This window comes from Flavobacteriales bacterium (genome assembly GCA_016704485.1).
Taxonomy (GTDB): domain Bacteria; phylum Bacteroidota; class Bacteroidia; order Flavobacteriales_F; family PHOS-HE28; genus PHOS-HE28.
The window spans coordinates 424118-438874 of sequence record JADJAA010000001.1 but is presented as its reverse complement, the minus strand read 5'-3'; the positions used below and the strand labels follow the sequence as shown (position 1 = coordinate 438874).

Annotated in this window: 13 protein-coding genes and 1 tRNA gene; 7 read left to right on the top strand and 7 right to left on the bottom strand. The window is 50.9% G+C overall.

The genetic code is table 11. The features are described from left to right. The first annotated feature begins 81 nt into the window (after positions 1-81). Positions 82-669, top strand: coding sequence for an HD domain-containing protein (locus tag IPF95_01945; GenBank protein ID MBK6473454.1), 588 nt, complete (start codon positions 82-84; stop codon positions 667-669). Between the two features lie 66 nt (positions 670-735). Here the strand turns inward: IPF95_01945 and IPF95_01940 are convergent. Beyond that, positions 736-808, bottom strand: a tRNA-Phe gene (locus tag IPF95_01940). A gap of 75 nt (positions 809-883) precedes the next feature. Between IPF95_01940 and IPF95_01935 the strand changes: the two genes are divergently transcribed. The 6 genes from IPF95_01935 to IPF95_01910 all read left to right on the top strand — a co-directional run bounded on the left by IPF95_01935 (position 884) and on the right by IPF95_01910 (position 7425). After that, the gene (locus tag IPF95_01935) at positions 884-1648 is read left to right on the top strand and encodes a type III pantothenate kinase (GenBank protein ID MBK6473453.1); all 765 of its coding nucleotides are present in this window, start codon (positions 884-886) and stop codon (positions 1646-1648) included. Beyond that, positions 1590-3068, top strand: coding sequence for a hypothetical protein (locus IPF95_01930; GenBank protein ID MBK6473452.1), 1479 nt, complete (start codon positions 1590-1592; stop codon positions 3066-3068). Before IPF95_01935 ends, IPF95_01930 begins: the two co-directional genes overlap by 59 nt. Next, complete coding sequence (lptC, locus tag IPF95_01925; protein MBK6473451.1) at positions 3032-3634, top strand: LPS export ABC transporter periplasmic protein LptC; 603 nt, start codon at positions 3032-3034, stop codon at positions 3632-3634. The genes IPF95_01930 and lptC overlap by 37 nt, the downstream gene beginning before the upstream one ends. After that, the gene (locus IPF95_01920; GenBank protein ID MBK6473450.1) at positions 3618-3821 is read left to right on the top strand and encodes a hypothetical protein; all 204 of its coding nucleotides are present in this window, start codon (positions 3618-3620) and stop codon (positions 3819-3821) included. Before lptC ends, IPF95_01920 begins: the two co-directional genes overlap by 17 nt. A gap of 159 nt (positions 3822-3980) precedes the next feature. After that, on the top strand, positions 3981-5234 hold the full coding sequence (locus IPF95_01915; GenBank protein MBK6473449.1) for an HlyC/CorC family transporter: 1254 nt from the start codon (positions 3981-3983) through the stop codon (positions 5232-5234). 112 nt (positions 5235-5346) lie between these two features. Continuing rightward, positions 5347-7425, top strand: a complete 2079-nt coding sequence (locus IPF95_01910) for a peptidylprolyl isomerase (protein ID MBK6473448.1) — start codon at positions 5347-5349, stop codon at positions 7423-7425. Positions 7426-7508: 83 nt separating this feature from the next. Here IPF95_01910 and IPF95_01905 read toward each other — a convergent pair whose 3' ends face one another. The 6 genes from IPF95_01905 to mreC all read right to left on the bottom strand — a co-directional run bounded on the left by IPF95_01905 (position 7509) and on the right by mreC (position 14753). Continuing rightward, on the bottom strand, positions 7509-8624 hold the full coding sequence (locus tag IPF95_01905) for an ATP-binding protein (GenBank protein ID MBK6473447.1): 1116 nt from the start codon (positions 8622-8624) through the stop codon (positions 7509-7511). 170 nt (positions 8625-8794) lie between these two features. Then, complete coding sequence (locus IPF95_01900) at positions 8795-9937, bottom strand: T9SS type A sorting domain-containing protein (protein ID MBK6473446.1); 1143 nt, start codon at positions 9935-9937, stop codon at positions 8795-8797. Between the two features lie 301 nt (positions 9938-10238). Beyond that, on the bottom strand, positions 10239-11564 hold the full coding sequence (gene rodA / locus IPF95_01895) for a rod shape-determining protein RodA (protein MBK6473445.1): 1326 nt from the start codon (positions 11562-11564) through the stop codon (positions 10239-10241). Beyond that, positions 11561-13405, bottom strand: a complete 1845-nt coding sequence (gene mrdA / locus IPF95_01890; protein ID MBK6473444.1) for a penicillin-binding protein 2 — start codon at positions 13403-13405, stop codon at positions 11561-11563. The genes rodA and mrdA overlap by 4 nt, the downstream gene beginning before the upstream one ends. Further along, the gene (locus IPF95_01885; protein MBK6473443.1) at positions 13402-13926 is read right to left on the bottom strand and encodes a rod shape-determining protein MreD; all 525 of its coding nucleotides are present in this window, start codon (positions 13924-13926) and stop codon (positions 13402-13404) included. The genes mrdA and IPF95_01885 overlap by 4 nt, the downstream gene beginning before the upstream one ends. Then, positions 13923-14753: a rod shape-determining protein MreC gene (gene mreC, locus IPF95_01880; protein ID MBK6473442.1), complete on the bottom strand. Its 831-nt coding sequence runs from the start codon at positions 14751-14753 to the stop codon at positions 13923-13925. Before mreC ends, IPF95_01885 begins: the two co-directional genes overlap by 4 nt. Between the last annotated feature and the right edge of the window lie 4 nt (positions 14754-14757).

The following is a 14757-nucleotide window of genomic DNA, read 5'->3' as shown; positions in this document are numbered from 1 at the left end:
ATCTCTAAAAGTTAATGAATACCCAGTAGTGGGTATTTGAGCGAACCTGTGGCAATGTCCATCGTATATTGGCATCTTGGAATGGATCCGGACGCAGCGAAAGCTTATATTCTTTCTAGGCTCAAGAACGAGTTGGACCCCAAGTGGACCTACCATAGTTTGGAGCACACCTTGGATGTTTATGCCAGCGTTATTGGCATTGCCGAACAAGAGGGCGTCGAAGGTCAGGACCTGGTCCTGTTGAAGATCGCAGCACTCTATCATGATGCCGGATTCATTGTGGCGGATCATGACCATGAGGAGCGCAGTTGCGGGATCGTCCGAAAAGAACTGCCTCGGTTCGGGTTCAATTCAGAGCAGATCGAACGGATCTGTGGCATGATACTCTCCACAAAAATTCCGCAGGTACCCAAATGTGAATTGTGCGGAATACTCTGCGATGCCGATATGGATTATTTGGGGCGGTCGGATTTCAAGATCATTGGTGATATGTTGTTCCAAGAGCTATGCGATCAGGGCACGGTAGGCACCAGGAGGGAGTGGAATGAACTTCAAGTGCGTTTCTTGGAGCACCATCATTATTTCACGCCCACCAATAAGGCGTTGCGAGAACCGAAGAAGCAAGAGCATTTGAGTGCTTTGCGTTCGTGGTTGGCCAACGAGCAGTAGTGGGGACCAATGATGCCATGGAGCGAAAAAGCCCCCACAACTTATGTGGAGGGCTTTTACTTTCAGTGGTGCCTCCCGGATTTGAACCGGGGACACATGGATTTTCAATCCATTGCTCTACCAACTGAGCTAAGGCACCATTACCTTGTGCGCGGTGCAAAAACACCTTTTCTGTGAACAAGGGCCGCAAATATATGGAAGTAGTCGATCCGTGATGATGAGAAGTTTGGATCTTGTAATGGATGTGGGTAATTCCCGCACGAAATTGGCGCTATTTGCTGAGAACAGGCTTCTGCGGATGATCCATGCAGAGAATGGCGATACGGATGCGGTTAAGGCCTTACTAGGAGGTGATCGACCTACTGGAATTGTTGTTGGAACTACCGCTGCGGACAATGAGCACTACGCGGAACAATTAGCCAATATCGCACCGTTACTGATCGTTAAAGGAGATACACCTACGCCCTTGAAGAGCAATTACGGTACACCATTGACTTTGGGCGCGGATAGGCTCGCAAACGCTGTTGGCTGTTTATCGCGATTTCCCGGAAGACCGGTCTTAGCCGTAGATCTTGGAACTTGCATCACCTATGATGTAGTGGAAAAAGATGGAAGCTACTCAGGTGGCGCGATCAGTCCAGGATTGCAAATGCGAGCGATGGCGATGAATGCCTACAGTGCAAGGCTACCTCGTGTAGATCCGGGTCCGCAGCCATCACCTCTCGGAATATCAACGGATTCATCCTTGGAAGCCGGAATACATTATGGTATTTTAGGTGAATTGAAAGAATTCATTGCGGCATATGGGCAAGAACGACCCGGAATTGCCGTTACCCTGACCGGCGGTGATGCACCAAGGTTCGTCAGCGCCTTGAAAAGTGGCATCTTTGCGCTCCCTTTTCTTACCCTTGAAGGACTATATGCGATCCTTATACATAACCGCACTCTGCACGATAGCTCTGTTAACGCTGTGCGCTAGCAAAGTGAATGCCCAAGGGCAGCAGGGCAGCGGTTCACCCTATTCGGCCTACGGGTTCGGTGATCTATTCAACAACACGCAGATCACCCAAAGTCTTATGGGTGTTTCCGGCATCGGTGCATCGGACCTGTTCAGTGTGGCTTCCGTTAATCCAGCTTCATACGTTGGCATTGCTCGACCTGTATTCGAAGCCGGCGGGGTTGGTCGGTTCATCACGTATGAGCTTGACGGTGTTACCGGTAAAGGGCAACGTACGGACCTGTTGGGTCTTTCCATAGGTGTTCCATTTGCCAAGAACAAATGGGGTTTCGCACTCGGTGTAGCGCCATTCAGCAATGTGGGCTACCAGATCAATAATTACGATACGTTGATCGCTACTGGAGGTAGGGTCAGATATGAATACAGTGGAAGTGGTGGGTTGAACAAGGCGTTCTTGGGCCTTTCTCGTGTGCTATGGCAAACGAATGACAGCATGGAACGTGGTAAGAAACTTTCCTTCGGCGCGAATATCAATTACCTCTTCGGTACTGTTGAAGAAGCGCGTAAGGCCTATTATCCGACGAACGGAAACTTTTATAATAGTCAGGTCACCTCGTCCTTGGTCGTTCGCGCTCCAACGGTGAACCTTGGGTTCCAGTTCACGGGTGATCTGGTTCAAAAGGAGCGGGTGGCTGTTTCCTTTGCGGAGCGCCGTTTGGAACTTTTGGCCAAGGATGAACGGCTCCAGCAGAAGTGGATCAATGAGGGAAAGGACCCCGATAAATATAAGCACATCACCATCGATAATCGCCAGGCGGAAGCCCTTCGCTATCGTATTGGAATTGCATCGGAACTGCCTGCAAACCTAACCGCAAAGCATTCTGGTCTGGGCAGTTCGTTCGTAACCGGCACCGGTGGGGACTTTACTGTTGACACCACTTTTTTTACGCAAGGCACACGCGGAACGATCGGCATTCCTGCTTCGTACAGCGCTGGGTTCAGCATCTATAACAATCGTTGGAAGGGTGTGGTAGAGTATCGTTTGCGCGATTGGAGCACCATGGATGTTGATGTTGATGGATATACATCGCAAGGAGCATTGGGTACACAGTCAATTTATGCAGTAGGTGGAAGTTTACATCCTACGTTGAACCCCAATGCCTCTTTTTGGTTGCGCAACACCTACCGGCTTGGGCTACGCTATACCGATGATTACCTAATTGTGGATGGAACACAACTACGCGAAATGGCAGCGACCGGAGGCGTCTCGATCCCATTGGGTAAATTCAGTTGGAGCCGGGTCAATATTGGAGTGGAATACGGCCAACGGAACGATGCGGCCAATGCGCTTCTTCAAGAACGGTTCACCACTATCCAAGTAGGTATTTCAATTATTCCGGAAGCATGGGACCAATGGTTCAAAAAGCGCCGGATCGATTGACGTTCATTGGTGCCATTGGCCTGTTCGGGTTACTGGCCATGGTGAGCTGTAAGAACGATCTGGATAATGTTGCAGCGGTGGAGTTACCACTTGCTTCTCCGGACCGGGTAACATTCGAAGCGGAGTATTTCTTCACTGATAGTGGGCGAGTACGGAATCGATTGCGCGCTGGAAAGATCGAAGAATTCGCGGTAGAGCCAAAGCATACTGAGCTCAGCGATGGTCTTGAATTGGTTTTTTTCGATAGTGTAGGTAACCCGGGTAGTACACTTACTGCGCGGCGCGGCACCATACTTCCCAAGCAGCAACGTATGGAGGTTTTTGAGCAAGTGGTATTCGTCAATGCCAAAGGGGAGCGCTTAGAGACCGAACAGCTCAGTTGGCATCAGGACAGCGCCATGGTACGCACCGATAAGGCGGTAAGGGTACAACGAGGGTTGAATGTTGTTCATGGTCAAGGGCTGGAGGCTGTTGAAGACTTTAGTCGGTACACGATCAAAAAAGTGACCGGCACACTACATTTGGGCGAGGGTGATACCTTGTCGACCGATGCGGAAGATCAATAGGTTCATGGAACATTTCTGGTTGGCTGTTGCGATAGGCACGGCCTTAGCGGCGATCTGGGTGCTCATTGCCGATGGATTCGATGCAGGAAAGCAATGGTTGGTATTTCCAGGGATCGCACTGGCCATGTTCGTTTTTCGCAGAATGACCCGCAAAAAGCTGGAGGCGTTGGATGACAAAGCCCGTTGATGGTCATCTGTGGACGGCTGCTCACCGATCGATCAGCTCATCCATACCCCAAAGGTCTTCTTGATAGAACTCCGCCTTTTGCAAATTACCCCGATCTTCAACATATCTTATACCTAATACCACGGACCGATCCTCTCCACTGACCTCATCTTGATCATTGTGTCCATCGCAATATCCGCCCTTTGTTCGGGGTTGGAAGTTGCTTTGGTCGGCAGTAGTAAGCTGTATCTGGAGCTGGAGCGCAAGCGCGGCGCGATCTGGGCCCGGGTGCTGGGCGACATGCTGCAGCGCCCGTCGCGGGTCGTAGGTACGTTGCTCGTTGGCAATGCCGTGGCATTCGTTCTCTATGGCGTGGTGTTTACGAGTGTTATGGGCCAAATGCTGCCAATATTGAACCAAGGAGCGGCGTTTGAATTGGTGGTCCGGGTAGTGATCGGCACGGTCGTAGTACTCATTCTTGGAGAGTTCTTGCCCAAACTGCTATTCCGGATGGACCCGGATAGGGCACTCAGCCTCTTTGCGATCCCCTTGCGCGTGATCTACACCGTCTTTTGGCTGCCAATGATGGTAGTGACCTCAATGGGGGAAGGGATCTTAAGAGTCTTCGGGGTGCGCGGTACTTCAGGTCAGGAGGCATTTGGACGTGTGGACCTGGATGAATTCCTGAATGACATCAGCAATGTCCCCAAGGGCGATGAATCATTGGATGCGGAGGTTGAGTATTTTCGTAATACATTGGAATTGAGCAAGATAAAGGTGCGTGACCTAATGGTTCCGCGTGCAGAGATCGAGGCCATACAGGTGGATGAGAGCGTTCAGACCCTCCAAAGCCGGTTCGCTGAGAACGGGATGAGCAAAATGCTTGTGTACAAGGAGAGTATCGACAAGATCCTCGGTTATGTGCATGGATATGAATTGTTCCGACGTCCGAAGAGCATTCAGGCAATTGTACGTCCTGTGAATTTCATCCCTGGGACCATGCCGGCGGATGAGGCGCTGCAATTGTTCATTAAGCAACGCTCCCACGTAGCTGTTGTGGTAGACGAATATGGCGGTACGGCGGGTATAATCACCATGGAGGATGTGGTGGAGACGATCGTTGGCGATATTGATGATGAGCACGATACGGGTAATGAAGAGGTCGAAGAACGCCTCGGACCCAACGAATTCCTGCTGAGCGCTCGCGCAGAGGTGGAACACTTGGTGGAAAAGTATCGGTTGGCCATTCCCCAGCGCGATGATTATGAAACACTTGCAGGGTTTATCCTTCACAGTACGGGAGATCTGCCTGAACAAGGCCAGGTGATCGATCTACCACCTTTTCGCATGACCATTGCCCAAGTCGTGCATAGTCGAATAGACCTTGTTCGGTTGGAGGTGCTGGACCCCGAGACCGGGTTCATAAGCGATTGACCACGGACACGTTATATTGAGCATAGGTAGGGCTCATCGGAAGGTTGGAGTCAGCAAACTCCTGCAAGTGGGTCTACTCTCCTATATTTGCACCCCTATTCAAAAAAGGCAAATGGCTATAATTGGTAAGATCCGCGAGCGTAGCGGCCTATTGTTGGTGCTTGTTGGTGGTGCGTTGGTGTTGTTCGTTGTTGGAGAATTCATCTCGGGTAGTGGGCGTGGTGGCCAAGATCAAGCACTTGGTGTGGTAGGCGGCGAAGAGATCCCGCGTATTGCATTCGAGAATCGCGTATCGGATGAAGTGGAAAGCTATCGCAACGATTTTGGACAAACGGTCAATGCGCAGATGACCGATCAAGTGCGTAACAGCGTATGGCAGGAAATGGTGAAGGAAAAAGTGATGCTTCCACAGGTTGAAGCAGCTGGTTTTTCTCTTACCAAGAGCGAGTATGATGATATCCGTTTCGGGAATAACATCCTTTCGGATTTTAGGAACCAGCCGAATTTCCAAGGAGAAGATGGTCAATTGGATCCAGAGAAGCTGAAGACCTACTTCAATAATGTGCAGCTTAATGCACCTGTTTACCATGAGATCCAAGCTCGCCGTATCCGTGAGAACCGCCTGTATTCAAAGTACACAACTCTGGTAAAGAAGAGCATCTTCGTGAACCGTGCACAAGCAAAGGATGAATACGAAGCCAAGCTTACGAAAGCGACCTTCAACTTTGTGGCAAAGCGGTACGATAGTGAGCCTGATAGCATTTATGCTGTTTCCGAACAGGAATTGAGCCGTTACTATGGACAGCACAAGAACGATGTGAAGTATGTGCAGAAACCATCACGGAAATTCGAATACGTAACATTCCCAGTGGTTGCTACGGAAGCAGATCGCCAAGAGATCCGTTCAGAAATGATGGAACTGCGTGTGGAGTTCAAGAATGCAGAGAATGATTCGAACTTCGTTGTTGGAAACAGCGATAGTCGTGCGTACAACGTTGTTGCCTATACGGAAGGAACAGCCGATGCGCTCAATGATTCGCTGATCGTGAATGCAGCGGTAGGGGAAGTGGTTGGCCCGTATGTGGATGGTGAAGTGATGAAGCTGGTGAAAGTGAAAGAACTAGCGGATATCCCGGAAGCACGTGTACGACACATTCTGTTGAGTACACAGCAAGGAAAGACCGAAGATGAGCAAAAGCAACGTGCAGATAGCATGCTTGCAGTTGTCCGCAAGGATCGTAGCAAATTCGAGGCTTTGGTCACCAAGTTCAGCGATGATCCGGGAAGTACCAGCACCGGTGGTGTTTACGAATGGTTCGGTAAAGAGAAAATGGTACCCGAGTTCACTGCTGCAAGTTTCGACGAGAAAGTAGGGGCGATCACCATCGCAAAGACCACCTATGGATTTCACATTGTGGAGGTCCTGGACAAACGCGATCGCAAAGAGCGCAGGGTCGTTGCATTGGAACGTCAGCTAAAGGCATCTCCTGCCACGTTCAAGGAAGTCTATAAGAAAGCCAACGAATTCAGTTTGCGCAATAAGACAGCGGAAGCGTTCAAAGCAGCTGCGGATACTACAGGGTTGGTGATCACACCGGTTGAGGAGCTACGTTCGGATATGCGTACTGTACCTGGACTTCAACAGTCGAACAGCGTTATCACATGGGCCAATCGTGCGAAACTTGGCGAAGTGAGCGAACCGATGGATGCAGGTGATAATTATGTTGTTGGCATCATGACCGGTATTCGTGAAGAAGGCGTTCCTCAATTGGAAGATGTGCGTGAAGTATTCACTGCCGCAGTCATTAAAGAAAAGAAAGCCGCAGCGTTGAAAGCGAAAATGGCCGGTACGACCGACATCAATGCATTGGCATCCACGATGGGAGTTACCGTGCAGAACGCAACGGACGTATTGCTGAACAGCAACAACCTTCCAGGAGGATTCACGGAGACTAAGGTTATAGGACAGATCTTTGCGTTGCAGCCTGGCCAGACCAGCGTGCCGTTGGAGGGAGACAATGCGGTGTACGTTGTGAGCATGACCAAAGTTGATCCTGCTGGCGAAACCGGTGATCTTGCCGCGGACCGCGAAGGACTCCTACAAAAAATTAGTGGACGCGCGGAGAACGGAGTGTTCAACGCCTTACGCGAAGCAGTTGGTGTAACCGACGATCGCAGCAAGTTCTATTGATACCGATCTTCTTAATGATCTTTGAACGCCGGGCTTTTTGCCCGGCGTTCTGCTTTCCGGATGCATTTCACACCGGCACAATATCATGCGGAGGCTAACCAATGCCCCAGGAAAACATCAGTGACCCTGTATTGTCCTGCTTCTTGATGGACCAACTCCTTATCGAGCAACACGCTAAGACTCTGCCGCACGGTGCTGATCGCGCTTAGCTGATGCTTGATGATGAATTCCATTGATCCCGGCGTTTCTACGGAACCTTCCTTTGCCACTGCGCTCAGCAGTGCAGCTTGGTTAGGACTGAGCAAGCGTGCTAAGGTCATGTATTCAGGGGCGCGTTCCTTGAGAATGCTCTCCTGAATACCTGCCAGATCCATAGCGGTGTAGGTGCTTAAACCCATTGCGTAAAGCCGGTTGAACAGGTATTGCACGTAATAGGTGTGGTTACGGCACCACGCAAGCCCATCGTGGACCAATTGGATAGCGATCTTGCGTTTTCCTTGCTTGAAATGGGTGAGGATGAATGCCACGTATGCTTCGTTCGGGATCGGACCCAAGTGCAAGGGTTCGGTCGCTTGGAAGAATGGGCGTTTCCCTTCGGTAAAAATGGCTTGCATCATGCGCCTGTCACTACCGGAGAAGATGAACTGGACATTGCGCAGTTTTTGAACGTGTTCGCGCAACAAAGCCTCGGTGTTCTGTTCCGGGTATTGCGTTACTTGCTGGAATTCGTCCAAGGCGATCACAACAGGTTTACGCCGTTGTTCCAAGTAGTTGAACAGTTCGTTCAAGGCCATGGTCTGTTTAAGGCTGGGCCGCGCGGATACTCCCAATTCCGGAAGACCGGTGAGCGGGTCGAAGTTGAGGCTGAACTCCAAGGACCGCATGGCGTGGGATACTTCCTTCAACAATGCGCTTGTCGGTTTGCCGACTTGCCGCAAAGCTTCCTGTACGATAAGGAGTACCATGCCGGCCTGGTCGGTGGTGCGGTACAGGTCCACGAACACGGGAGTGAACTTCCGTTGGGCTGCGAAGAAATGCCGGATCAGCGCCGTCTTACCCATCCGCCGTAGCGAAATGATGGTCACGTTACGCTGATTGGCCATGGCCTCCCGAAGGAAGGCAAGTTCAGTTACCCGGTCGCAGAAGGTCTCTGGACCGGCATAGCCTTGTAACAGGAACGGGTTGATGGTGGATGCCATTCAACAAATGTACATAATTTATAACACATAATTTATAACACACAATTTATGTGCCCGCTGCGGAGGCACTGCTCGCCGGTATTTACGGGTCTGCCACGTAGTGTGGACTACAAAGTCCACTAAGGCTTTAGTAAGAAATGAAATGAATTGAAGATCGCGCAAGTAGTAGCCTACTGCTTCACCCAGCGCTCGGTTAAGCTTGTGCCGTCCTTGCCAGCATACCGCACCGCATATAAGCCCGGTGCCCAAACGCTAACATCCAGCTGCAGAACTGGCGAACGCACAGGTGCAGTGTGTACCAACCGACCATCCATATCCAGTACTTCTAAAGTGCCGTTGGGTGCAAGGTTCGCAAATTGAAGCACTAGCAGATCACTGCCCGGGTTGGGTTGCAACACCAATCGGCCAGAAGTAAGACGTTGCTCCTCCACCCCCACATTCACCTGCTTCAACCGTATGATCATGGTCTGGTCCGGGTGGTTCTGGTAGCCATCATCAAAGCCATGAAAAAAACCGTAGGCATACAACATTCCATCCGGTCCCATTTCAAAATCACGCATGCCTAACGCTATTATGCCAGGATTTGGACCAATGATCGTATCGCAATTTGTTCCAGGAAAATATTCGGGTAGGACATTCCCGGAGGTGTCAATTGCACAAACACCACCCACCCATTCTTCGTTGAGCGTTGCGAAGGAGCCGCCAAGCAGGATCGTAGCTGAGTCCAACGTATACATCCCCTGCACAACACCTAACGATAGGCTGTTGGAGAATAACCTAAAACGGAGGTCGTAATTAAAAGTAGGGTCTATGCTGCCATCGGGCATAAGGCGCACCAAGCCTAGTGTATCATTCGGGATATCAGGCGTGTGGAACCAACCGCTTGCCAGAATGCGGCCATCGTTGTAGAAATAGTAATCCGTTGCTGACCCGAAATCGATGTTCGTGTGAAAGGTAGTATCCAATGCACCATCGGGAAGAACACGGAAAATACGACCTACAGGTTGGCCATCGAACATGCCTTGCACACCGGATAACAGAAATTTACCGTCTGGTGATGCTACGATCCGTAGAGCAACTCCATTTTGGCACTGCCGATGCTGGAACGTAGTATCCAAATTACCTAATGTGTCATAGCGCGTAAGACAAAAGTTTCCACCGATCAAGGAAGTGTCTACTGTGCTGTATAGATCGCGCCCGCCGGTCACCAACACCTTATCGTCCGGCAAGACCACGAATTGCCCCCCATCAACCGGGTAATAAAACGGAGAGCTGATCGCGAATGAGTTGTCAGGAAGTCCGGTTTGGAACATTCGAAATACGGATTGTCCAATTCCAATATAATACCGATCCGACCAAGGAACGACCCCCCCCCCCCTGAGAAGCATTCTATCAAGTTTCCAGAATAGTCAATTTTAGCGGAACCGCAAGGGGTAAAAACTGTTGAGAATTTCAGTAGGCCCGAGATCAGTATGTAGTCGTCGTAGAATTCGATGTCCGTTATTGACCGGTATTGGAGGTTCGTGCGGAACGTTGTATCTACAACCCACGCTTGTTGCGCATGGCACAAAAAGCTGCAAAAGGACAATACTGCAAATAGGATGTTGCGTTTCATTACCTCAAATTGGTCAGCCGTTCGGCATCCAGCCGCACGAGAATTCCAAGTAAGATAGTGAATGCGATCATACTACTACCGCCGTAGCTGAAGAAGGGTAGGGGAATGCCTATCACCGGTGCAAGGCCAATGGTCATGCCCACGTTGATCATGATGTGCAGGAAGAAGATGCTGGCCACGCAATAGGCATAGATCCGTGTGAACCGAGATCGTTGCCGGTCGCTGATCTGGATGATGCGCAGGATCAGAACGGTGAAAAGTATCACCACGAATGAAGTGCCGAGAAAGCCCCATTCTTCACCTACCGTGCAAAAAATAAAGTCCGTGCTTTGCATGGGTACGTACTTGAACTTGGTCAACGTTCCTTCCAGGTATCCTTTGCCAGCGAAGCCTCCACTACCGATCGCTGTCTGGCTTTGCTTTACGTTGTACCCCAATCCCTGCGGGTCTTCCATTTGCCCGATCATCACCAGGATACGATCTTTTTGGTGGCTTGCAAGAACATGTTCGAACGCATAATCCACACCACCGATGAATACGAACGAAGCCAAGGCACCGATAACGATGTAGCTATACATCCGTTTGGCCTCACGTTTCAAGATGAACCTGCGCACGAACAACCAAGCAACGATCGCGAACACGGCGATCACGATCATCAGAAAATACTGTCCGGTCAAAACCCGGTCGGTGAAGGGCAGGTCGAAGGTCGATTCCTTGAGGATCAACGCAAGCACCGACATGAACGCTGCAAGAATACCGAGGAGGAGAACGTTACCGGATAGCCCTTCGCGATACAGAACAAGAATGAACGCGCCGGAAACCAATGCGGTTCCGGTATCGGGTTGCAACATGATCAGTGCGACAGGTGATAGGATGATGATCGCACTGATCAGTCGCGAGCGTGTATCCACCAGGGCCTTCAGTCCGCTGAGGTAGCGAGAGAGTGCAAGTGCCGTTGCGAATTTCGCGAACTCCGCAGGTTGTATTCCGAAGGAACCTACACCGAACCAAGCGCGCGCTCCGTTCACTTCTTTCCCGAATATAAGTACTGCTACTAGCAGCACCAATACGCCACCGTAGATCCCGTAAGCCATGGTGCGGATAAGGTCGCCGCGCACCATGAGTATGATGGCTCCCAGCGTAAGGCTCACGCCCATCCACACGGCCTGCTTGCCATATTCTTTTGATTGATCGAAGATGCTGGCGTGTTCTGGATCGTAAGCTGCGGCGTAGATATTGGCCCATCCCATGAACATCAAGAGGATGTACATGATCAGGATCGGTCGATCGAAATTTGCGGCTACGTTCTCCGGGCCTCGTATCATTTACGTTTGGGCTTTTTCACGTAGGTAGCTTCTTTGGATATCAGGTCGGCCTCTTCCATCTTCTTTACCACTTCCGGCCGGGTAATGGTATCGGTAAGGTATTGTTCCATCAACAAGCTTGCGATGGGAGCGGCCCATGTGCCACCGAAACCGGAGTTCTCCACGTAGACGGCGATCGCGATCTTTGGATCTTCCATGGGTGCGAATGCGATGAATACAGCATGATCCTGACCGTGTGGATTCTCTGCCGTTCCAGTCTTTCCACAAACGGTAATGCCATCGATGCGGGCCCTGCGTGCCGTACCACCGGCTTCGTTCACCACCCGTCGCATGCCTTCCTGGATATGATCGAACCATTGTGCATGCACATCCACATAGTGCTTATCACGGTACTGGGTCTGTACACTATCCGGGTCTCCAATTGCACGCACCACGTGCGGGTCGTAATACCATCCTTTATTTGCGAAGATGGCTGCGAGGTTGGCCATTTGTAAGGGTGCAACAAGCACTTCTCCTTGACCAATGCTAACGGAATAGATCGTACTGAACGCCCATCGTGCCTCACCATATTTTCGGTCATAATACGCAGGACCGGGAATGTTGCCACCCTTTACGGACGGTAGATCGATCGCCGGTCGTGAACCTAGGCCGAAGGAGCGCATCCGTTTTTCCCATTCCGCGAGGCCCAGTGCTGCGTCCTTGAACCGGTTGTTCGGGTTTTCGCCACGCTCCACTATCCGTTTGAATACCTGATGGAAATACGGGTTACAGGACATTTGGATCGCTTGTCGGATGTCACCGGCACTGGGGTGATTGTGGCAACCAACCAATGATTTATTGCACGGGAATCCGGTTTCCGTGGTGATCACGCCCTCATCCAAAGCGATCAATGCTTGTGCGATCTTGAATATGGAACCCGGCGGATATTGCGCCTGTAATGCGCGATCGAAAAGTGGTTTGATCGGGTCGCGTTGCAACACACCGTAGTTGGTGTTCCGCACACGGCCCACGAGTAATTCTGGATCATAGGAAGGGCTACTGACCAAACAAAGCACTTCTCCGGTCTTCGGGTCCAGCGCTACTATGCTACCTTTCTTGTTCACCATGAGCTTTTCGCCCAGAAGCTGCATATCCAGATCGATCCCGGTGTAGAGGTCGGAACCTTCAACGGCAAGCGTGTCGTATGCCCCGCCCTTGAATGAACCCTTCATGTTATTGTGTACATCCATCAGCACATAGCTCACACCACGTTTTCCGCGTAAAGACGGTTCGTAGAAGGATTCGAGACCACCTACACCGATCACGTCACCGCTTTTATAGTACGGATCCTCCTCAACTTTTCGGGCGTTCACTTCGCTCAAATAGCCGAGCAAATGTGCTGCGGCATGTGGTGGGTAGGTGCGCAGCGTTCTACTTTGCCCGTAGAAGCCAGGGTATTTGTGCAGGTGAACACTGATCGCGGCGAATTGATCGGCAGGGATCTGCTTCTCCATAACACTGGGCTTGTATTTGGAGTATTTCGTGGCTTCTGCCAACCGGAGACGGAGATCATCAACGGGAACTCCGATCATTGCACAGAAAGCAAGCGTATCGAATGGTTTGACCTCTTTCGGTACCACCATCAGGTCGTAGACCGGCGTGTTCGCGACAAGTAGTTTTTCGTTCCGATCAAAGATCAATCCGCGCGACGGGAACACGGTCATCTTGCGTTCTGCCATGTTCGCTGCGGCAGCCTGCCATTTCCCATCGACCACTTGTATCCAGAACAAGCGAAGAATGAAAACGCAGCTGATGAACAGCACGCCTGCGATCAGAACATATTTGCGTGATTCGGTGTTCATCCTCGTTCACGGTCCTTGACCGACGTAAGGAACTGTGCTAACAAGACCAGTACAAGGGTGGTCAAAGCACTCAACAATGCCCTAAGAAATGTCCCGAAGAATAGGTCGAAACTATGGAGCTCGATAAGGAACAGCCAAAGATGATGCGCTAGCACGAGTAGGCTGCTATAGGTAAGGAACCACGTCAAGCCCATTCGGGAAGCGGTGGCGCGCATACCGTGTTCGTAGCCTTCACGTGGTGCGATCAGTTTCAATAAGGAGATCCGCAGATACATCATTACGATGCACGCACTGGTATGCATGCCGGGTGTACTATTGAAAAAGTCCATCGCAAGCCCCGTAACGGCACCGATCAGCAAACTCGCCCATCCGGGAAGTTCCAACGGGAGCATCAACAGGAATAGTACATAGAGATACGGTACGACATAACTATTGGCCAGGTCCAGCTGGTCCAGTACCAACACCTGCAAAAGGAGTAGCAGTACGAATCGGATGATATTTGCCAGGATGGTCGTGATCATGGCATGCTGTTGATCAATTGCAAAGAGTCACGCTCCAAACGCTGAAGGTCATCAACCACGTAAACGTATCCGCTTCGTGTCATATCCTCCGTTAGCTGTATGGTGATCTTGTGGTAATTAATGCCCGGTACATCAACTACGGTAAGCACGGTACCCACTGGGATGCCGGCAGGATAAATGCGATCACCGCCACGCGTCTCAACGGTGTCACCGGCTTGCACGCGTGCGTGTTTGGGGATGTCGATCACGGAGCTTGTTCGTGGATCATTCGTATCCCAATAGAGCAAGCCGTAATGACCGGTATTGCGCAATTGCACACTGGTCTTGATCTCCGGGCTTAGCACGCTGATCACCGATGCGAAGTGCGGACTTACATCATTCAATACACCAACGATCCCATTCGGTCCTATTACGCCCATGTCGTCGTGCAATCCGTCCTTGCTCCCTTTGTCCAACGTCAGGGTGTTGCTGGGTTTGTGCCATGTACTGTTCACCACTTTAGCTGGTACATAGCGATATTGTTGGCGATGGATCGTGTCATTGATCCGGACGAAGCGATTCTCAACGGAAGCATAGGAAGAACTCATCCGATTCCGGAAGTCAGCATTTTCTTCTGCTAGACGTCGATTCACTTCTTTGAGCCCTGTGTAATCCGTGATCTGTTTTCTCAGCGAATAGATACCCCCTACAACTGCATTGGAAGAGTTGATGGCGCGTGCTCTGTGGTGCGCGTTACCGCTATAGAGCAGCGTCAAGGAGAATCCGATCAGGACCAAGAACAATAGCGTGTCCCGAATGCGAAAGAGGAAACGGAATAGATCACGCATCTAG

Coding starts and splice junctions, on each gene's coding strand:
- IPF95_01945 (MBK6473454.1), top strand. CDS start 82: ATGGATCCGGACGCAGCGAAAGCTTATATTCTTTCTAGGCTCAAGAAC.
- IPF95_01935 (MBK6473453.1), top strand. CDS start 884: ATGATGAGAAGTTTGGATCTTGTAATGGATGTGGGTAATTCCCGCACG.
- IPF95_01930 (MBK6473452.1), top strand. CDS start 1,590: ATGCGATCCTTATACATAACCGCACTCTGCACGATAGCTCTGTTAACG.
- lptC (MBK6473451.1), top strand. CDS start 3,032: ATGGGACCAATGGTTCAAAAAGCGCCGGATCGATTGACGTTCATTGGT.
- IPF95_01920 (MBK6473450.1), top strand. CDS start 3,618: ATGCGGAAGATCAATAGGTTCATGGAACATTTCTGGTTGGCTGTTGCG.
- IPF95_01910 (MBK6473448.1), top strand. CDS start 5,347: ATGGCTATAATTGGTAAGATCCGCGAGCGTAGCGGCCTATTGTTGGTG.
- IPF95_01905 (MBK6473447.1), bottom strand. CDS start 8,624: ATGGCATCCACCATCAACCCGTTCCTGTTACAAGGCTATGCCGGTCCA.
- IPF95_01900 (MBK6473446.1), bottom strand. CDS start 9,937: ATGTTCCAAACCGGACTTCCTGACAACTCATTCGCGATCAGCTCTCCG.
- rodA (MBK6473445.1), bottom strand. CDS start 11,564: ATGATACGAGGCCCGGAGAACGTAGCCGCAAATTTCGATCGACCGATC.
- mrdA (MBK6473444.1), bottom strand. CDS start 13,405: ATGAACACCGAATCACGCAAATATGTTCTGATCGCAGGCGTGCTGTTC.
- IPF95_01885 (MBK6473443.1), bottom strand. CDS start 13,926: ATGATCACGACCATCCTGGCAAATATCATCCGATTCGTACTGCTACTC.
- mreC (MBK6473442.1), bottom strand. CDS start 14,753: ATGCGTGATCTATTCCGTTTCCTCTTTCGCATTCGGGACACGCTATTG.